The organism is Helicobacter sp. MIT 99-5507 (assembly GCF_003364295.1).
In the GTDB taxonomy this organism is placed as follows: Bacteria; Campylobacterota; Campylobacteria; order Campylobacterales; family Helicobacteraceae; genus NHYM01.
In genome coordinates this window covers 216123-236811 of record NZ_NXLO01000003.1, presented here as the reverse complement: position 1 = coordinate 236811, position 20689 = coordinate 216123, and the positions used below count along the sequence as shown (strand labels likewise).

Below are 20689 nucleotides of genomic sequence, written 5' to 3'. Positions count from 1 at the left end.
TAAATGCTAAAATCAGATTCTTTGATTGTAAAGATTACATTACTATTTATTTTTAGCTCAATAAGTTTTATATTTTTTGTTTTATATTTTATTGGCTCAAAAGCAAATAAGGACAATGCAGTCATTGAACAAAGATATGATAGTGTTATTGATAATATCAGTGATTTATTCAAGTTTGGTTATGAAATAGAAGATCTGCAAACATATCTTTATGATGTTGGGTTTTATCAAGTTGAAGATTCTAGTATTTTATCTAAAGTTTCAAATCGCTATTTAGTAATTTATAATGATAGAAAACAAATCATTGTTAATATGAAAAAGATAAATGGGCATTATTACATTATCATAGAAGATGTAAAAAATGGCAATAAATTTATCTATACAGACTATAACTACGATGATTATACGACTTATTATGTAATAGCACTTTTATCTTTTATCACTCTTGTATTTTTTTATATACTTGTTTTAAAATCACTTCTTCCGCTTAGATTGCTAAGACGCGAAGTTAAAAAATTTGCAAATGGTAATATGGATATAAAAGTCATATCCGATAATAAAGATGAAATAGGGGAATTAAGCAAGGAGTTTGCAAAAGCTGCAAATACTATCAATGAAATGAATAAAGCTAGAGTTTTATTTTTACGCTCTATTATGCATGAATTAAAAACTCCTATTGCAAAGGGTAGAATAGTTACAGAAATGATAACTGATACAAAAGCAAAAAATAGGCTTATTTCTGCTTTTACAAGACTTAATGTTATAATCGATAACTTTGCAAAAATCGAAGAAATGAATACAAATAATTATAAAATCTCTAAAAGTAGATTTAGGCTTATTGATTTGATTGATAATATAAATAAAATGCTACTTATTGAGGAAGAAAGACCAAGAAATGTGATCCTTATTAGCAGGGAAGCACAGATGTTTGCGGATTTTGATTTAATGAGTCTTAGTGTGAAAAATTTATTAGATAACGCTCTTAAGTATTCAGATGATCATCGTGTAGTGATTTTTGTAGAGGGCAAAGATCTTGTAATACAAAATCAAGGCAAACCTTTCAAAGATGACTTACATAAGTATTTTTCCCCATTTTATAGTGATGGCAGTGATAATAAGCAAAAGGGGCTTGGACTTGGTATGTATATCATAAAAAATACGGTAGAATCTCAGAATCTTGTGCTTGATTATAAATATGTAGATAACAATCATTATTTTTATATTAGGGATTGTATAATAAATGATACTAATGAAGTTTGAGGAAGAATGATGATTCGGCTTAGAAGATTAAGAAAGAATGAAAAAATAAGAGAAATGCTAAATGAGAGCAGAATTCATCTTAGCAATTTTGTGTATCCTTTGTTTGTTGTAGAAGGCAACAATATAAAAAATCAAATCAAATCTATGCCAGATGTCTATCAAATGAGCATTGATAATATCTTAAAAGAATGTGACAATCTACAAAATCTTGGTATATCACATATTATTTTATTTGGGATTCCAGATATTAAAGATAGTATAGGCTCTAGCGCGTTATCACATGATTCTATAGTAGCAAAAGCGGTGCATGCTATAAAAGAGAGATTTAGCGATATGATAATTAGCGTGGATTTGTGTTTTTGTGAATATACAGACCACGGACATTGTGGAATCTTAGATTCTAATAATGATGTAGATAATGATAAAACTTTAGAAATATTAGCAAAACAAGCAGTGATTTTAGCTTCAAGTGGTGCAGATATTATTGCTCCAAGTGCGATGATGGATGGACAAATAAAAGCTATTAGAAATGCACTTGATTCTAATAATCTTACAAATACCCTTATTATGAGTTATTCTACAAAATTTGCAAGTGCATTTTATGGACCTTTTAGAGATGTCGCAGATTCTACTCCTAGTTTTGGCAGTAGAAATACATATCAGCAAAATCCAGCAAATAGAAGTGAAGCGATAAGAGAATCTTTGTTAGATGAGAGTGAAGGTGCTGATATATTGATGGTAAAACCAGCTCTTAGTTATCTTGATATCGTAAGAGATATTAGAGAAAATAGCCGTCTTCCACTAGCTGTTTATAATGTAAGTGGAGAATATGCAATGCTAAAAGCCGCTAAAATGGCTAAATTGATTGATTATGAGAGGGCATTACTTGAGATGATGATATCTTTTAAGAGGGCAGGAGCAAATATTATTATTAGCTATCATGCAAAGGAAATTGCAAACTTAATTTAAAATAAAGGTATATGATGAAATATTCAAAACGAATTTCAACTTTAGAAGAATCTTTAACAATAGCCATTAGCTCGCTTGCTAGGGATTTGAAGGCACAAGGCAAAGATGTATTGTCATTTTCTGCAGGCGAACCAGATTTTGATACTCCAAAAATAATAAAAGATGAAGCTATAAGGGCTATTAATAGTGGTTTTACAAAATATACTCAAGTTAGTGGTATAAATGAACTGCTAGTTGCAATTAGCAATAAGTTAAAAAGTGAAAACAATCTAGATTATGAACCAAATGAAATAATAGTAAGCAATGGAGCTAAACATTCATTATTTAATGTTTTTGCTGCACTTGTAGATTCTGGCGATGAAGTCATCATACCATCACCTTATTGGGTTACTTATCCAGAACTTGTTAGATATTTTGGTGGGAAAAGTATCTTTATTGAAACTGATGAAGATAATGATTTTAAAATCAATGCAAGTCAATTAAGAGCTGCAATCACACCTAAAACAAAGATATTAGTTTTGACATCTCCATCAAACCCAACAGGGATGGTATATTCAAAAGATGAGTTACTATCATTATATGAAGTATTAAAAGATACAGATATTATTGTTGTAAGTGATGAAATATATGAAAGATTGGTATATGACAATATAAGCTTTACTTCTACTGGTAGCATTAATAATGATATGCTAAATAGGACAATTACTATAAATGGACTTAGCAAAGCTGTTGCAATGACAGGCTGGAGAATGGGCTATGCTGCATCAAAAGATAAAACATTGATAAAAATGTTAAATAATCTTCAAAGTCAAAGCACATCAAATATAAATTCTATTACTCAAAAAGCTTCTATTTTTGGATTGAATGGTGATGCAAAAATGGATATTGACAATTTTATATCAGCATTTAATATTAGAAGAGATTTGGCATACAAATTAATAAATGATATAAAATTACTAAATGTTAGATTGCCTCAAGGTGCATTTTATTTATTTATAAATATTAAAAAAATAAATCCAGATTCTATGGCTTTTTGTAAAGATTTGCTTGAAAAAGAAGGTGTGGCATTGGTGCCTGGTGTGGCATTTGGAATGGATGGTTATGTAAGATTCTCATTTGCTTGCAGTGAAGAGCAAATAAAAGCTGGTATCACAAGAATAGATAGATATATAGCAAACTTATAAATTCTTTTAAAAATATTTAGTTGTAAGACTAAATATTTTTCTTCTTTTTTTTGCATTTTGGAATGTTTTTTGCTTTATCCTTCGTAATAAATTTTTTACACACAAGGATAATATATGTTAAAGTCTTTATGGTCAGGCGTAAGTGGAATGCAGGCACATCAAATCGCTCTAGATGTTGAAAGTAATAATATTTCAAATGTTAATACGGTTGGCTTTAAATATTCAAGAGCTTCATTTGTTGATATGCTATCTCAAATAAAGCATATAGCAACTTCACCATATAAAAATGGACTTGGTGGTCAAAATGATTATTCAGTAGGGCTAGGTGTTGGCGTAGAAGCAACTACTAAAGTTTTTTCTCAAGGTAATACACAAAATACAGATATTAAAACAGATTTAGCAATCGAGGGCGATGGATTTTTTATAGTTAGCCCAGATAGAGGTATTACTCGCAATTATACAAGAAATGGAGAGTTTTTATTTGATGCTAATGGTAATCTAGTAAATGCCGGTGGATATATAGTTCAAGGTTGGGCTAGAGGAGAGTTGGCAGATGTTGAATATATGTCAGAAGATGATTTTTTCAAAGTTGATAGCACTGGTCCTATACAAAATATAAGAATCGATCCAGCTATGGTTATGCCAGCTAAATCTACGACTTCTATAACACTAAGAGCAAATTTAAATGCAGGGAAAAAAGCAGACCAAATGATATCTCTATCATCCTTAGATTCTAGCATAAAGAGCGAGGTAAATCCGCAAATTAGATTATATGATTCTGCAAATAAAATCCAACAAGAAGCATATGATTTTGGTGTGTTATTTAATGTTGATGGCGATGCTTTAGCACTAAAAGAAAATCAAGGTATTTGGATTAGCTACCAAGTAGCTCAAATGAGACAGGCAGTTGTTCCAACTGCAGAATCTAGCACAATTGGTATTAATGGAGAGGAGATTTCATTTATAAATGATTCTGCTGCAACAGGCATTAGCTCTATTGTAGCTGCACAAAATGCTATTAATGCAGTAAGTGATAAAACAGGCGTGCAAGCATATGTTGATAATGGATTGCTTAGACTTGAAAATCAAAATGATAAAAATGGCGATAGAAGTAATAAAAATATTTTGATTACATCAGGTGGAACAGGAGCATTGGCGAATTTTGCACAAGGTGATAGCGTTATTACTGCATTTGCATATAATTATACAAAATCAGAAGATGCAGATTCTACAATAGGACAATTTAGAACAACAGAAGATTTAAGGGCATTAATACAGCAAGATGCAAATGTGATAAAAAATCCACAAGTCCAATATGCAGATAGCACAGCTAGCGTAAAAGTTAGTGTAAATAGCCATGGTATGTTTGAGATGCAAAATTTGGATGATGGTGATGATTTGCAAAATAATTTAAATATCAATATTAGCAGTTTTTATTCAAGCAATGTTACTGACAATGTGCTATTTAAAGAATCTATGGCAGGATTAGCTACGACTTCTCTTGTTGAGGGTGGAAATGCGACAAGCACAGGCGTATTTGGTGTAGCCACTCATGCTACAAGTGTAGATGTAGTTGATAGTCTTGGATCTAAACATACAATTAGATTTGAATTTTTTAAAGTTGGCGATAGTGAATGGAGTTTTAGGGCTATACTTCCAGAGCCAGCACAATTTTTAGGTGGTTCGGCTATTAGACCAAATATATTTGAAGGTGGTAGGGCTACATTTAATTCTGATGGTAGTCTTGCTGGTATGAATCCGCCAGTTTTACAATTTGATCCTAAAAATGGTTCTACTGCACCACAAAGGATAGAATTAGCTTTTGGAGATAATGGCACATTTGGTGGTTTGACAAGTGTTGATAGGGTTTCAGAAACTTATAATATAGCTGGAAATGGTTATCAAGCAGGCGATTTAGAAGATATTAGATTTGATTCAAATGGAACACTTCTTGGTGCATTTAGCAATGGTAAGGCGCTTGCTCTTGCACAAGTTGCATTAGCAAATTTTGCAAACAATGCAGGTTTGCAAGCTGAAGGTGGAAATATTTATAGCCAATCTGGAAACTCTGGAGGTCCAATTATTGGTGCGCCAAATACAGGTAGAAGAGGCGGAATAAGCGGCTCAAAACTAGAAATGAGTAATGTTGATTTAAGTAGAGCATTGACACAATTAATAGTAGTGCAAAGAGGGTTTCAAGCCAATTCAAAAGCTGTAACCACATCAGATCAAATACTAAATACTTTACTTGGATTGAAGCAATAATTTGCAAAATATTTTAGAATCTCTAAAAAATAGAGATGAACATTTCATACTTGAAAGAATGTTGGATAATCTAGCATTCTTTAGAGTTCATAATAAAAAAATTGCAGATTCTATTGCTAATATGATAGAAGGTAAAAATAAAAAATATAAACTTCTTTTTAGCAAAGATGACATAAATATAATTGATTTACAAAATAAAATTTTTCTTTATCCAAAAGATTCCATCCTTGATATTTCGTCAAATCTTGCTTTAAATCCGCTAAATAATAGCCAGTGGAGAGTGTATTCAAATGATATTAAACTAGCAAAAATTGAGATAAAAAATCTAGAAATTACAGCAGAATCTATCAATAAAATGGTTGATTTTACATATTTAAATATTATAGATTCTAATACTTCTTTTCATTTGCCATCTTTATTTTTACCACAAACTAATATTTTTGGGCTTATGGGCGGAATCTTTTTGCAGATTCTCTTAGAGAGTGGATATAGGTTTCATTCATTGCTTATTTTTGAGGAAGATATAGAATTATTTAGTATTGCTTGTTATTTTGTCGATTTTAGGGCGTTATTTGATTTAGTAAATGATAAATCTTGCTATATTTTTATTGAAAATATCAAGACAAAATCATTTCTTAGCCATTATTTTTACAATAAAAGAGTCACAAATAATTTACTTCGTTTGGAATTAAGTGCTTTTATCTCTCCAAAAATTACCAAAATAAAAGAAATGGTGCTTGAATCTTACAAGGCAAATGCTAGAGGTTGGGGTAGTTTTGAAGATGAAATGATTGGTGTAAAAAATACAATAAAAAATATCAAGCAAAGTAAAATGCTAGATTCTCCAAAAAAGCTAAATATCCCAATTTGTGTTGTTGGTAGTGGTCCAAGCCTAGAATCTAATATTTCATTTTTACGCACTAATTGTAATAATATGATAATTTTTAGCTGTGGCACGGCACTTAAAGTCTTAAGAGCACATAATATTAAAGTCGATTTTCAAATAGAAATTGAAAGAATAGATTATTTAGCAGATGTGCTTTATGATGCACCACTTGGTGATACGCCACTTATTTGTGCTAGTGTGGTGGATAATAAAGTCATAAATCTTGCAAAAGAGAGCTATATTTTTAATCGTGGTGGAAGTGCTAGCTCATATATGATAAAAGATTTAAAGGCACTTGAATTTTGTTCGCCATTTGTGGGTAATGCGGGTTTTGTTTTAGCTTGTAAATTTAGTGATGAGATTATTCTTTGTGGTATTGATTGTGGATTTATAAAAGGTAAGAGTAAGCATTCTAGTGGTTCATTTTATGGTGCTGAATCTTCTACTTTGCCAAGTGATACATTTAAAGTAAGGGGAAATTTTGATGATGAAGTATATAGCAATTCTATATTTTCTTTGAGCAAGGAGATTTTAGAGCTTGCTATTACATATTATAAACCACATAAGGTTTATAATATCAATAATGGTGCATATATTAGCGGTGCATGTCCAATAAAGAATATAGAGCTAAAAAATATAAGCAATAAAAATATTGCAATAGAATCTATAAAAGATAGTTTTACGCATAATGCAGAAATAAAGGATAATTTAAGAGGTGATATTAAGGATTATATAAATAATTTAAAAAGCAAAATTTTAGATTCAAAGGTGACTACCAAGCAAGAATTATTCTGTTTTATTGATGATATTTCTAAATTTTTATTTCAAGAAAGTAGTAAAAATGGGGAGATTGGAATCTTATTTGAAGGCTCTATGCTGCATTTATTGCAGAATCTTTTACTTTGTTTGCTTTATGAAAAAACAAACGATATATCAAGTTCGTATAAAGATTTATCAAATATCATAGCAGAATGTCTAGAATCTTTTTTAATAGAATCTAAGTCTTTATTTATCTAAAAATTGTATTTATTAGAAGTTATTTTGAAGCTTCTTTATAGCGCGATATTGCACTATAAAAATTTATTTATTGATTATTTTCTTTTGGATAGCAAAATCTATATCCTCGTCTTCTTACGGTTTCAATTGTAGATATGCCAAGAGGTTTATCCATCTTTTGTCGAATTTGATTGATTGCTACTTCTATTACATTTGGTGTTACAAGCTCTGGTTCTTCCCATATCGCATCTAAAAGTTGTTCTTTTGAAACTATTTGATCTCTATATTTTGCTAAATGTGTTAGGACTTCAAAAGGTTTCCCTTTTACTTCTATTTCTTGTCCTTTGTAGATGATTTTTTCTTCATCAGGACTGATTGCTAAATCTCCTATTTCTATTAGATTTGAGCCCCAAGATCTAAGCCTTGCTTCGATTCTTGCTATAAATACTTCATTTTTGCAAGGTTGTTTTATAAAATCATCAGCCCCACTATTTAGAGCTTTTACTTCTATATCAGTAGAATCTTGTGATGAAATAATAATAATTGGAACTTTTGGAGATTTTTCTTTTATTACATTGATAATGTCAGCACCAGTTGTATCATTTAGCTCCCAATTTGCAACTACCAAATCATAATTTCTAATGCTTACAAAATATTTTCCATCTTTTAGATTCTCTGCTATATCAGTTTGATATTTTTTTACATTCAACGCATCACTTAGCTTTTTATTTAAAACTTCATTATTTTCTATAATTAAAACACGCATTAAATTGTCCTTTTAGTAACTTAACTTTACCTTAAATAAGTTTATGTAGATTATAGCATAAATTTATATTACTTTAAGTATTTTTAAATTTGATTTTAAGTCTTTTAAAAAATAATTGTTTTATTTTGGTGAATAAAGATTCTATTTTCAAATGCCAATTCCATAGCTTTTGAAAGAACAACTCTCTCTATAGTTTTTCCTACTTTTTTCATATCTTTCCAAGTGTATGTGTGATTTACTTGTATTATGTCTTGACATATAATAGGACCACAATCAAGCTCATTATTTACAAAATGTGCGGTTGCACCAATCATCTTTACACCTCTATCAAATGCTTGTTTGTATGGATTTGCACCAATAAATGCTGGTAAAAATGAATGATGAATATTTATGATTTGATTTTCAAATTCCATCACAAATTCATTTGGCAGAATCTGCATATATTTTGCAAGAATGATAAATGATGGATTTAGAATCTTGCATTGCTTTAATGTTAATTCTCTCCAGTTAGATTCTGTATGCGAAATATAAAAATACGGAATATTAAATTTTTGCGCTAGGTATTCTAAATTTGTATGATTTGAGATGATTCCTTTTATCTCTACATCAATTTCTTTTGTATCATATTTCATCAAAATATCACCAAGACAATGAGCCTCTTTGCTGCATAATATCACGATTGATTTTTTATGATTATCAAAGATTCTGATATTGCTATTTTCTGGCAATATTCCTTTTAGATTTGTATATATTTCATCTTTTGATATATTTTTATTTGCTTCTATTTGTGTTCGCATAAAAAAATGATTATTTTCTCTATCTACAAATTCATCATTTTTTTCTATATTACAATCCATTTTTAATATCACTGAAGAGATTTGATAAATCAAACCTTCTTTATCATGTGTATCAATTAGTATAGTCATTGGATTCTGCTTAAATTTAAAAATACTTGATTTATTGCTTTTGATGTAAGTTTTTCTAAATAAGATTCTAATAATCCATTTTTTACCCATACTATTTCATTTACACCACTTAGCTCTTTTAATATATTTATTGCATTTACTTGCGAGCCTACAATATCAATCAAGCCAAGATTTAGAGCATTATTTGCACTAAATATTTTTCCCTCTGCAAAATCTTTATAATTATTTGGATTTAGATTCCTTGCTTTTGCTACATCCATTATAAACATTCTATATTGTTCTTTTAAAAGCTGTTCTAAATATTCTTTTTCTTTTTTACTCCATTCTCTTGTAAATGTCCCTGCTTCTTTAAATTCACCTGCTGCTAAGCTTTGTGATTGCACCCCAATTTTATTTAGTAAATCTTTTATATTGTATCCATTAAAAATCACTCCAATAGAGCCAATCATAGATCCTCTATTTGCTACTATCGTATTTGCATACATTCCTGCATAATAGCTTCCACTTGCCATGCTCCCTTGCACATATGCAATCACTGGCATGCTTTCATTTAATTCTTTTATAATATCTGCTATTTCAACTGAAGCTGATAGCGTGCCACCTGGAGAATCTATAATAAGCAATATTCCTTTTAGATTTGGATAGTTTTTTAGATTCTCAATTTGTGATAAAAATGTCTCACTCTCAAATATTGGTCCTTTTAGGTATATCTTTGCAAGATTTGCATTCATATCTTTAGTCGATGTGCTTGAGCTAAAAATAACGATAACTATTAGTAAAAATATAAATGTTTTAAAATATTTTTGTATAAAATCAAATGGTTTGATTATAAAAATGTTAAAAATTTTTTTAATTGTTTTCAATATCTATCCTTTTTCCATTTATATATAAATCCTGCACTTCATTTGCGTGCAAAATAACATTTAATTCAATTTGTGTTGTCATCTCAATATCTTTTATATAAAAAACTGCAAAATCGCTAGCTTTGTTAGATTCTAAGATTCCATTATTAAATCCTAATACTTTTGCAGGATTTTTTGTCATCGCAAGTATGATTTCTTTTGCAAGATTATTTATTTCATAGTCTTTATATGCAAATAACGCACATCTTGCTTCATCTAGCATATTTAATGAATTATTTGAGCTTCTTCCATCTGTTGCAATGATAAAAGGAAAATTATATTCATTTGCTTTTGTTAAATCGAAATATTTATTATTTAGCAATCTATTCGAACGCGGAGCACTCACGATGCTAGCATTTAGTTTGGATATTTTATCCCAAGTATTATTATCCAGATGCAGACAATGAACAAATAGAGATTGGCATTCTTTAAATAATTCTAAAAAACTCTCTTTTGAATAGCAGGGCTTTGCATTTTGGTTTTTGAAGAAATATTTGAAAAAATCCCTAAAATAGCCATTGTTATTTTCTAACCAAGTTAATTCTTCTTTAGATTCTAGAAAATGGGTAGAAACCAACATTTTATAATCTTTTGCCAAATCTATTGCATATTTTGCAAGTTCTATATCAAGAGAATATGGCGAATGAAGCGCAATTGCAGCTCTAAATCTAGAATCTTCTAAGAGTTTTGATTTTTCCAATCTTGCTTTAAAATTATCTTTTACTATATTGAAAAAATCTTTATTTGTCCCCATAATCTCATTAAACAACACCACTTTTAATGTAGACTTGCTTAAAAAATCTATATCTAATCCATTGCTACTTATCGCACCAACACATCCTACGCCAGATTTTAAAGTCTCTTTTATTGCAGTTTTAATATAAATTTCGGCATCTTGCATGAGCATATCTCTATTTTGCATAATAGAATCTAGCCATTTGCCAAAGTTTCCATAATGTAGTGTTGAATAATTTTTGCTAAATTCAAAATGAATATGAGAGTTGATCAAAGCAGGCATGATAACGCAAGATTGGTAGAATCTAACTTCTTGCAAATCATCTTGTTTTAATTCATCAAATTTTCCAACCTTTATGATATTTTTATCACAAAATAAAACACCACCATCTTTGATGATTTTAAAGTTTTCATCACAGGTGATTATGATGCTAGCACCAATTAATTTCACTTTAATATCTTTACATCTAGTTTATTATATGGAATCTCAATATTTGCCGCATCTAGTGCTTTTTTCACATTTTCTATCATATCGCATTTAGTTTTAAAAAATTCATCATTATTAATCACCCAAGCCCTTACTGCAAACTCTATTGCGCTTGCTTGTAATTCATTTAAACCAACAAATGCAGCTTTTTGTGGGTCATTTTTACCATCATTTATATTTTGTGTCGATAAAACAGCATTTCTAATAATCTCTTTTGTTTTGTCAATATCACTATCATAGCTAACACCAATTAGCCAATCAATCCTTCTAACTACTTCTGCTGAATCTAATATATCTTGCATTTTTTTTGAACCAGCTTTTTTTGCAGTGTAGTTTATAACCTGACTATTTGCGATATTTGTATTTGGTATAACTACAAGTTTTCCATCAGGTGTTTTCATATATGTATGAAACAAAGAAATATCTTCTACAATTCCAACGCTATTTTCTACCTCTATCGTATCATTTTTTGTAAATGGTCTAAATACAACAAGCATAATGCCGCTTGCAAGGTTTGATAGAGAATCTTTAAGTGCAAGTGCGATAGCAAGTCCAGCAGCACCAAGTGCAGCGATGATTGAAGTAGTTTGCACGCCCATTGTGCCGAGCACTGCGACAACGACAAGTATAACTACTGCAACAAAAATGACTTTTGATAAAAAGCCAGATAGCATTTCATCTTTCAATGCTTTTTGTAGAATCTTTCTTGCTTTTTTACTTACAAAATATGCAAACCATATCCCAATGACTAGGATAAGCAATGCTTTTGAGCCAATGATTGTTGCATTTATTATATCATGCCATAGTAAATCTAATATTGTTGATATTTTTTCTTCCATTTAATTCCTTTAAATAAATTGTAAAACTCTACCAAATAAATTCTTATTATATGGAGTATCCTCTATTGTATTATTTGAATTTATATCTACAACCATTAGCTTAGCTTCTTTGCCTACTTTTATCTCGCCATAATCAAGATTTAATACTTTAGCTGGGTTTTTAGAACAGATTCTAGATATATTTTGTAAATCTGTGATATTGGTTTTTATTAGATATGAATAAATAAGTGAAAAATAGCCATTAATCGCATCAATCCCATATTCTGCTTGTTCAAATACCTGCTCTTTTAGCGATTTGTAACAAGCACATTGCATTGAAGTAAGTAAATCAATTTTATTATTTTTAAAAAATTCTATTAGATTGTCCTGTGTTGTTTTATCTTTTAGCGGAGGATTGATTTTGGCTAGAGTATTGTAATTATCACAAGCTGTATCATTTAATAATAAATGATGGATTGAAACCTCACAAAAGATATTTGGATTTATTTTTTTTGCTTGATTTATTAAATCAATACTTCTTATTTCTGTGATTGCTTGAAAAACTACTTTTATATTATAAAAGATAGCGACTTCTAGAATCTTTGCAACTTCTTTTATTTCGCTTAGTGGATTCCTTGCAGGAAGCCCAAGCTTTGCACTCATTTCTCCATAGTTTATAACTCCGCCTAAATTATCATCAGCATTTACAAACACAGGAATATCAAGCATTTTTGCATATTTTGCGATTTTATCTATTATGTTTGGAGATAAATTACTTTGCAAATTTACTCCAATGCCACACATCGAATGAAGTATAGATATATCTACAAGTTTATTTTCATTATTTATTGATGATATTAGCGGATGGATAACTACTTCTAGCTCTTTATTTATACTTTTTATAAATTCTAAAATCATTTCATTATCTATTTTTGGGTTTGTATTGCTATTTAGGGTAAGTATCCCAACTCCACCAGCTTTTGCTTTTTTTGCTAGAGATTCTAGATTTTTTCTTGAGAGAGATTTATTTTTTGGAAAAACATTTAAATCAATAAATTGAGGCATGATGATTTTATCTTTACAATCAATTATTTCATCATTATCATTAATATTAGAATCTATTTTTACTATTATATTGTCTTTAATTTGTATATCAGTTGTTTGTAATTTGCTTTCATCGCATATCATTGCATTTTTAAAAATCATTTATTCACCTCTAGCTTATTAATTCATTTAGCCTATCTAATCCGCCAAATGCTATTATAATACCTATTGCAATTAGTAAAATCCCGCTAAGTATTTCTATCATCCTTGAGTATTTTTTGATTTTATTAAATAGCCTAAAAAATTTTTCTATTGCAAGTGCTGTTAATAAAAATGGCACAGCAAGCCCACTTGCATAAACTATCATAAAGCTTAATCCCCCAGCTTTATTTGTGCTACTTAATACCATAATGCTACTTAATATCGGTCCAACACAAGGACTCCAGCCTAGTGCAAATACAACACCAAGTATAAATGGTGAAATATATTTTAGGAATCTAATATTTTCTAGTTTGCTAGAATCTAGCTTTTTGGTTTTGTATAAAAAACCAAATTTTATAATCCCAAGAAAATGGATTCCAAATAATACAATAATCCCGCCAGCAATATAATTTATTATATTGTTTCCTAAGATTCTGCCAAGCAATGTATTAAATGACATTCCAATTAGAATAAAAATAATAGAGAATCCAAAAACAAATAATAATGCTTTTTGAAATATCACAATCTTATTTTTTAATGATTTATTTTGCAATTCTTGGATTGAGATTCCACTTATATATGACATATATGGCGGTATAAGCGGTAGCACACATGGACTTAAAAAAGTCAAGATTCCAGCTAGAAATGAAATAGAATATGGTAGTTTTTCAAAAAGGTTAAATAATAATAATTCCAAAAATATTCCTTAAATAATTCCAAGAAGTGTAAATTTAAGAAATATAAATTATAGCTAAACTAATTAACATTTGGTTATAATCCACAGACTTAAATATTACTATCAAATAGGATTTATAAGCATAATCATTTTAAACTTTAAGGTAAATAATTTATGAAACATAATCGTAATGGCTTTTTAGAATTTGAATTAAAAGACAAGATTTTAAAAGGTATCGTTGAACTAGGATTTAATAATCCAAGCCCCGTGCAAAAGGATTCTATTCCACTTATTTTAAATGGACATGATTTGATAGCACAAGCTCAAACTGGGACAGGAAAAACTGCTGCATTTTCAATTCCGATTTTGAATATGTTAAAAAATAATAGTGAAATTGAGGCATTAATCATTACACCGACAAGAGAACTTGCAATTCAAATTAGTGATGAGATTTTTAAACTTGGTAAATTTTTGCACACAAAAACTATATGTGTTTATGGTGGTCAATCAATAAAAAGACAAATTGAGTTATTGAATAAAAAACCTCAAGTTATGGTTGCAACACCAGGCAGATTGCTAGATCACTTAAAAAATAATAGGATAAAAAGATTTAATCCAAAAATCGTAGTTTTAGATGAAAGCGATGAAATGCTTGATATGGGATTTTTAGATAGCATTGAAGAGATTTTTAGATTTATTCCACGCGATAGGCAGACCTTGTTATTTTCAGCTACGATGCCTTCTCCAATCAAGAATCTTGCAAATAAGATTCTAAATAATCCAAAAAGTGTAAAGATTGCAGCTACAAGTGTTGCAAACGCAGATATAGAACAAAAATACTATATCATTAATGAAAGTGAAAGAGATAGTGCCATTACTCGTTTGATAGATGTGATAGCACCGCAAAAAAGTATCATTTTTACAAGAATGAAAAAAGAAGCTGATAAATTATCAAGCTTTCTTATAAGCAAAGGCTATAAGTCTGTTTGTTTGCATGGAGATATGGAACAAAGAGAAAGACAAGTTGCAATAAAATCTTTTAGGGAAAATAAAGCAAATATATTAGTAGCCACTGATGTAGCAAGTAGAGGGCTAGATATAAGCAATGTTAGTCATGTATTTAATTATCATATGCCATTAAATCCAGAAAGTTATGTCCATAGAATCGGCAGGACAGGTAGAGCAGGAAAAAAAGGCATGGCAATTACACTTGTAACTCCGCTTGAATTTAGAGATTTAAAAAGGATAAAAGAGCGGATAAATACGACATTAGAATTATTTGAATTGCCAAATAATTATAATACAGATGATTTTATATCAAAGATTCTAGATTACAAAATATCATCAGATTCTCTTGATTTGTATCCAGTTTTAAGCTCTAAAATAGATAATGCACAACTTGTTTGTAAGCTTTTATCATATTTGTGTGATAGTCTAAGTGGAATCTCAAAAAATAAAATAAAAGAATTACAAGATAGCCTAGATGAAGCACCACAAGTAAAGCAAAAAACAAGAACTAGAAGGGCAAGAAGAAAATAGTTATGATAGATTTTGCACCATATCCTTTTACGCGACTAAATGAACTAATAAAAGATATAAAACCTAAAAAAGATACAATAAAGCTAACAATAGGCGAACCACAATTTGATACACCAAAAAATATTCAAGATGAATTAGTAAATAATGTAAATTTATTAAATAAATATCCATCTAGTAGCGGAGAATCTTATCTTATAGATTCACAGATTGGTTTTATGAAAAGGCGATTTAATGTTAGTCTAACAAAAGAACAAATTATTCCTACATTTGGCACTAGAGAGTGTTTGTTTAATTTTCCTTCTTTTGTTTTTGGGACTTTAAAAGACAAAGAAAATAAAACCATGGCTTTTCCAAATCCATTTTATCAAATATATGAGGGAAGTGCTATTGCAAGCGGTGCAAATATCATTTATATGAATATAGATTCTGCTTATAAACCATATTTAGATGAAAAAGATTTAAAAAAAGTTGATTTAGTTATTTTGAATTCACCAAATAACCCAACAGGTAAAACATTGGGTAAAAGTGATTTAGAATCTTGGGTAAAACTTGCATTGCAATATGATTTTATTTTATTAAATGATGAATGTTATAGCGAAGTTTATGAAGATTCTAAGCCACATTCAATACTAGAGGCTTGCATTAGTGTGGATAATATTGCTTTTAAAAATGTTTTGTGTGTAAATTCCATATCCAAACGTTCTAGTGCCCCTGGATTGCGAAGTGGTTTTATTGCAGGAGATTTAGAGATATTGCGTCCATATAGGTTGTATCGCACTTATATTGGGGCTGCTTGTCCTATTCCATTGCAAAAGGCTGCAGCTATTGCTTGGATTGATGATGAAAGTCCTGAAATTTTTAGAAAAAAATATGCTAAGAATCTAGCTCATGCAAGGGAGATTCTAGGAGTTGATGTAAGTCCATATACATTTTATGTATGGTTAAAAGTAGATGATGATTTAGAATTTACTAAAAAATTATATGAAAATGAGGGAATCTTAGTGCTTCCAGGTAGATTTCTAGGTAGAAATGGTGTAGGAAGTGGTTATGTAAGACTTGCTCTTGTATATGAAGAAAATATCATTATTGATGCATTAAAAAGGCTTAAAAAGTGGATATAAAATATATACATTTTGTTGGCATTGGTGGTATTGGGATTTCGGGTTTAGCACGATATATACAAGCACAAGGTGTGAAAATAAGTGGCTCTGATGTTGCTTGTAGTTGTTCTACAAAATATTTACAATCTCTTGGAGTAAATATAAACATTCCGCATAATAAGGCTTTTATAACAAATCCTTCTTTGGTTATACACTCTGCAATTATTAAAAAAGATAATGAAGAATTAGAATATGCAAGAAGTAAAGGTATAAGTGTGCTTTCACGCGCAGAGGCACTTAAGATTATATTATCTAAAAAGAGGGTATTTTCTGTATGTGGCGCACATGGCAAAAGCACTACAACCGCTATGCTTAGTGCTATTTTGAATAAATATGGAGCAATTATTGGGGCGCAATCAAAAGAATATGATTCAAATGTCCGTGCTGCAAAAAGTGATAGTGTTGTATTTGAAGCTGATGAAAGCGATGGCAGTTTTTTAAATTCTAATCCATATTGTGCCATCGTAACAAATGCAGAGCCTGAACATATGGAATATTATGATTATGATTTAAATCGTTTTTATAAAGCTTATAGTGATTTTTTAGATTTAGCAAAAATTCGTGTGATTAATGCGGAGGATAAATTTTTATCTACTCTAAATATTGATGCAATTAGGCTTTATCCAAGCAAAGATATTAGAAATCTTAGATTCTTTTTAAAAGATGATGAGCCATATAGTTCTTTTAGTTTGTTTAATGATAATAAATTTATTGGAGATTTTGAGGTTTGGGGATTTGGAGAGCATACAGCATTGAATGCTTCTCTTGCAATTCTTGCATCTTTAAATGAGCTTAGCATAGATTTAATAAAAGAAAATCTCAAAAATTATATAGGTATTAAAAAAAGATTTGATATTTTATGCAATGATAATTGTGTGATTATAGATGATTATGGACATCACCCAACAGAGATAAAAAGCACTCTAGATTCTATAAAACAATATGCAAAGCTAAAAAATATCGATACTATTACTGCGATTTGGCAACCACATAAATATTCTAGGACTATTCATAATATTGATGGATTTATAAACTGCTTTGAAAATATAGACAAGCTTGTGATTTTGCCTGTTTGGCGTGCATATGAAGAGCCAGTTGATATTAATTTTAGAGATTATTTTGCTAGGTATAATCCAATTTTTGCCGATGAAATAAAAAGAAATGGCTCAAGTATCGAGCTAATAAAGGATAATAGAATCTTAGAAGTGCTAGATTCTGGGATTATTGTAGGATTTGGTGCAGGCGATATTACATATCAAATAAGAGGAAGTATATAGGTATAAAATGAAAATCTTTATATATTTTTTAGTTGCAATTATCATTGGTGTGGCATTGTATTTTATTATAAAAGATAATTTTACAAAACGAAATAAAGTTATTGTTAGCATTTTGATAGTAATTTTGCTAATTACAATAGGCATATACACCACTATCCAAGATAATAATAATAAAAAAGATATTGAGCTAATTAGTGCATTTATGCGTGGTGAGACAATAAAATGTGGTGATATTGATATAAATAGTGATAAATTCAATTTCACTAATCCTACTTTAAGTTTTATTGGCAAAAAAGATACTGAGTTTTATGGAAAAATTATCTTTATAAAACAATGTTATTAAAAAATCAATGTTACAAAAAGATATAGAAGGGCTATGCAATAAACTTGATTTAGCCGAGTTTGTTAATAAATTTAGTGATTTTTTTGCTCGTATTACTCCATTTTATATTGCAGGTGATATTACTATTTTAAAGCAATTTATCGATGAGCTTGAAGTAGTGCAATTTATACCCCCAAAGCAAGTATCAAATCTAGATTCTGCATTGGTTCATATAAAAAAACTTGGAATCTTAAAACTGGATTCTATATTTGAATTTATTAAAATTATCAAATATTTTTTGTATTTAAAAAGAATAAATTTTTCTCACTCAAAGCATATATCAAGCTGGTTATCAAATATCAATATTCCAAATGATATTATAAATATCACAAAGAGTTTTGATGATGATGGAAAAATAAATAATGGCATATATCCCAAGCTAGATTCTCTAAATTCAAATATCACTTCACTAAAAGCCGAGATAAAAAAATCTATCAATAAAATATTGCAAAAAGATAGAATCTTGCCATATTTAGTCGATAAACAGACTCATTTGATAGATTCTAAAGAATGTCTTTTGCTTAAAGCTGGATTTAATAAATATTTAGATGGCAGAATCTTAGAACGTTCAAATGCTGGGTATTTTTATGTATTTCCTGCTACGCTTCAAAGTCTATATGATAGGCTCGATAAGCTTTATGTAGAAATTGAGATTCTAATTTATGAAATTGAAACTAATATTTCTAAAGTATTTTTAAAAAACCATGCATTTTTAAAATACATAAATGGAGAGTTTGATAAGTTTGATAGTATTCAAGCCAGGGTTATGTTTGCAAAAGCATTTGATTATAGTTTTATATTGCCAAACAATAAAGGTGATATTGTATTGTGTGATTTTGCACATCCTGCACTAACAAATCCAATATTTAGCAATATTGATTTTTCAAAGCAAATATTGATTATCACAGGTGTAAATGCAGGTGGTAAAACAATGCTACTAAAATCTATACTTAGTGCTGTATTGCTTGCAAAATATCTCATTCCATTTAAAATAAATGCGCTCAAGTCAAAAATTGCAAATTTTAAAAATATATATGCAGTTATAAATGATCCACAAAATTCTAAAAATGATATATCAACATTTGCAGGTAGAATGATAGAATTTAAAAATATTTTATCACAAGAACGATTATTGCTTGGTATTGATGAAATAGAGCTAGGAACTGATGCAAATGAAGCAAGTGCGCTGTATTTTTCTATACTAAAATATTTACAAAATAAAGGTGCAAAAGTAGTCATCACAACACATCACAAACAACTTGCCTCAATGATGGCTAAAAATCCAAATGTCGAACTTATATCGGCTTTGTATGATGAGAATGCCAGAATCCCAACATATAAATTTTTGCAAGGTTGTATTGGTAAATCTTATGCATTTGAGAGTGCTATGCGATATGGGATTCCAATAAATATAATAAATGATGCAAAAGCATTATATGGTGATAATTTGGAGAATCTAAATGAGCTAATAGAACAAACCTCGCTTTTACAAGCAAAACTAAGGCAAAAAGAAGATAGATTAGATAAATTAATAAAATCAAATGAAAATAAAAATAATGAATTAAATGAACTTATCTCAAAGCAGAATCTAGAATTAAATAATAAAAAAATAGAACTAGAAAATATTTATAATATTGCATTAAAAGACTTAAAAACAGCAATTAAGACAAATAATACAAAAACAATGCAGCAAACACTAAACAGGCAAAATGAATTATTAAAATCACTACCAAAACCAGAAATCAATAAAAATATCAAATTTGAAGTTGGAAATAGAGTGCAGAGTGGAAAAAGTAGTGGAGTTATTGCAAATATTAGTAATGATATGGCTTTGGTTGATTTGGATAATGGTAGAAAAATGAAGATTCATATCTCAAAGCTAAGGCTTGGCGCAGTAATAAAAGATAGAAAAAAGCAAAATATTAGCTTTAACTTGGATGCTCTACATTGTTTGCCATCCCTTGATTTGCATGGTAAAAGGGTAGATGAGGCTCTTATATTGCTAGATGATTATATTTCTAAATGTCTCATGGCTGGATATGATGAAGTAATAATCAAACATGGCATAGGTAGTGGCGTGCTATCAAAAGTTGTAAAAGAATTTTTAGAAAATCACAAAAAAGTAAAAAGTTTTAGTGATGCCCCATTTAAAAATGGTGGTTTTGGGGCAAAACTTGTAAGATTTTAAGTATAAAATATATGTTATATTTACACTT

Annotated in this window: 17 protein-coding genes; 10 read left to right on the top strand and 7 right to left on the bottom strand. The window is 29.4% G+C overall.

Annotated features, from left to right (window positions below; genetic code table 11):
• Window positions 1–3 precede the first annotated feature (3 nt).
• From CQA42_RS05960 to CQA42_RS05940, 5 genes are all read left to right on the top strand, one after another.
• On the top strand, window positions 4–1260 hold the full coding sequence (locus CQA42_RS05960; protein ID WP_115583759.1) for an ArsS family sensor histidine kinase: 1257 nt from the start codon (window positions 4–6) through the stop codon (window positions 1258–1260).
• Between the two features lie 6 nt (window positions 1261–1266).
• Complete coding sequence (gene hemB / locus CQA42_RS05955; protein WP_115583758.1) at window positions 1267–2229, top strand: porphobilinogen synthase; 963 nt, start codon at window positions 1267–1269, stop codon at window positions 2227–2229.
• 14 nt (window positions 2230–2243) lie between these two features.
• The gene (locus CQA42_RS05950; RefSeq protein ID WP_115583757.1) at window positions 2244–3413 is read left to right on the top strand and encodes a pyridoxal phosphate-dependent aminotransferase; all 1170 of its coding nucleotides are present in this window, start codon (window positions 2244–2246) and stop codon (window positions 3411–3413) included.
• Window positions 3414–3527: 114 nt separating this feature from the next.
• Window positions 3528–5678, top strand: coding sequence for a flagellar hook protein FlgE (gene flgE, locus CQA42_RS05945; protein WP_115583756.1), 2151 nt, complete (start codon window positions 3528–3530; stop codon window positions 5676–5678).
• 1 nt (window position 5679) lies between these two features.
• A complete protein-coding gene (locus CQA42_RS05940) occupies window positions 5680–7581 on the top strand; it encodes a 6-hydroxymethylpterin diphosphokinase MptE-like protein (protein ID WP_115583755.1) in 1902 nt (633 codons plus the stop codon).
• A gap of 67 nt (window positions 7582–7648) precedes the next feature.
• Here CQA42_RS05940 and hsrA read toward each other — a convergent pair whose 3' ends face one another.
• From hsrA to CQA42_RS05905, 7 genes are all read right to left on the bottom strand, one after another.
• Complete coding sequence (gene hsrA / locus CQA42_RS05935) at window positions 7649–8326, bottom strand: homeostatic response regulator transcription factor HsrA (RefSeq protein ID WP_115583754.1); 678 nt, start codon at window positions 8324–8326, stop codon at window positions 7649–7651.
• A gap of 104 nt (window positions 8327–8430) precedes the next feature.
• Window positions 8431–9252 (bottom strand): formyltetrahydrofolate deformylase, encoded by an 822-nt coding sequence (gene purU, locus CQA42_RS05930; RefSeq protein WP_115583922.1) that lies wholly within the window; start codon window positions 9250–9252, stop codon window positions 8431–8433.
• Complete coding sequence (gene sppA / locus CQA42_RS05925) at window positions 9249–10118, bottom strand: signal peptide peptidase SppA (protein WP_115583753.1); 870 nt, start codon at window positions 10116–10118, stop codon at window positions 9249–9251. Before sppA ends, purU begins: the two co-directional genes overlap by 4 nt.
• Entirely contained in the window at window positions 10102–11340 is a 1239-nt protein-coding gene (locus CQA42_RS05920; RefSeq protein ID WP_181881508.1) for an aminofutalosine deaminase family hydrolase, read from the bottom strand. Before CQA42_RS05920 ends, sppA begins: the two co-directional genes overlap by 17 nt.
• Window positions 11337–12215, bottom strand: a complete 879-nt coding sequence (locus CQA42_RS05915; protein WP_115583751.1) for a mechanosensitive ion channel family protein — start codon at window positions 12213–12215, stop codon at window positions 11337–11339. The genes CQA42_RS05920 and CQA42_RS05915 overlap by 4 nt, the downstream gene beginning before the upstream one ends.
• A 9-nt stretch (window positions 12216–12224) precedes the next feature.
• Window positions 12225–13400, bottom strand: a complete 1176-nt coding sequence (locus CQA42_RS05910; RefSeq protein ID WP_115583750.1) for an amidohydrolase family protein — start codon at window positions 13398–13400, stop codon at window positions 12225–12227.
• A 10-nt stretch (window positions 13401–13410) separates the two neighbouring features.
• Window positions 13411–14136: a cytochrome c biogenesis CcdA family protein gene (locus tag CQA42_RS05905; protein WP_115583749.1), complete on the bottom strand. Its 726-nt coding sequence runs from the start codon at window positions 14134–14136 to the stop codon at window positions 13411–13413.
• Window positions 14137–14289: 153 nt separating this feature from the next.
• On the opposite strand from CQA42_RS05905, the gene CQA42_RS05900 reads away from it, so the two are divergent.
• Genes CQA42_RS05900 through CQA42_RS05880 form a run of 5 tightly spaced genes read left to right on the top strand, consistent with a single transcriptional unit; the run spans window position 14290 to window position 20661 of the window.
• Window positions 14290–15654: a DEAD/DEAH box helicase gene (locus tag CQA42_RS05900; RefSeq protein ID WP_115583748.1), complete on the top strand. Its 1365-nt coding sequence runs from the start codon at window positions 14290–14292 to the stop codon at window positions 15652–15654.
• 5 nt (window positions 15655–15659) lie between these two features.
• The gene (locus CQA42_RS05895) at window positions 15660–16775 is read left to right on the top strand and encodes a succinyldiaminopimelate transaminase (RefSeq protein WP_115583921.1); all 1116 of its coding nucleotides are present in this window, start codon (window positions 15660–15662) and stop codon (window positions 16773–16775) included.
• Entirely contained in the window at window positions 16766–18091 is a 1326-nt protein-coding gene (murC, locus tag CQA42_RS05890; protein WP_115583747.1) for a UDP-N-acetylmuramate--L-alanine ligase, read from the top strand. The genes CQA42_RS05895 and murC overlap by 10 nt, the downstream gene beginning before the upstream one ends.
• A gap of 7 nt (window positions 18092–18098) precedes the next feature.
• Entirely contained in the window at window positions 18099–18434 is a 336-nt protein-coding gene (locus tag CQA42_RS05885) for a hypothetical protein (RefSeq protein ID WP_115583746.1), read from the top strand.
• Window positions 18435–18441: 7 nt separating this feature from the next.
• Entirely contained in the window at window positions 18442–20661 is a 2220-nt protein-coding gene (locus CQA42_RS05880) for an endonuclease MutS2 (RefSeq protein WP_115583745.1), read from the top strand.
• The last annotated feature ends 28 nt before the right edge of the window (window positions 20662–20689 follow it).

Coding starts and splice junctions, on each gene's coding strand:
- CQA42_RS05960 (WP_115583759.1), top strand. CDS start 4: ATGCTAAAATCAGATTCTTTGATTGTAAAGATTACATTACTATTTATT.
- hemB (WP_115583758.1), top strand. CDS start 1,267: ATGATGATTCGGCTTAGAAGATTAAGAAAGAATGAAAAAATAAGAGAA.
- CQA42_RS05950 (WP_115583757.1), top strand. CDS start 2,244: ATGAAATATTCAAAACGAATTTCAACTTTAGAAGAATCTTTAACAATA.
- flgE (WP_115583756.1), top strand. CDS start 3,528: ATGTTAAAGTCTTTATGGTCAGGCGTAAGTGGAATGCAGGCACATCAA.
- hsrA (WP_115583754.1), bottom strand. CDS start 8,326: ATGCGTGTTTTAATTATAGAAAATAATGAAGTTTTAAATAAAAAGCTA.
- purU (WP_115583922.1), bottom strand. CDS start 9,252: ATGACTATACTAATTGATACACATGATAAAGAAGGTTTGATTTATCAA.
- CQA42_RS05915 (WP_115583751.1), bottom strand. CDS start 12,215: ATGGAAGAAAAAATATCAACAATATTAGATTTACTATGGCATGATATA.
- CQA42_RS05910 (WP_115583750.1), bottom strand. CDS start 13,400: ATGATTTTTAAAAATGCAATGATATGCGATGAAAGCAAATTACAAACA.
- CQA42_RS05900 (WP_115583748.1), top strand. CDS start 14,290: ATGAAACATAATCGTAATGGCTTTTTAGAATTTGAATTAAAAGACAAG.
- CQA42_RS05885 (WP_115583746.1), top strand. CDS start 18,099: ATGAAAATCTTTATATATTTTTTAGTTGCAATTATCATTGGTGTGGCA.
- CQA42_RS05880 (WP_115583745.1), top strand. CDS start 18,442: ATGTTACAAAAAGATATAGAAGGGCTATGCAATAAACTTGATTTAGCC.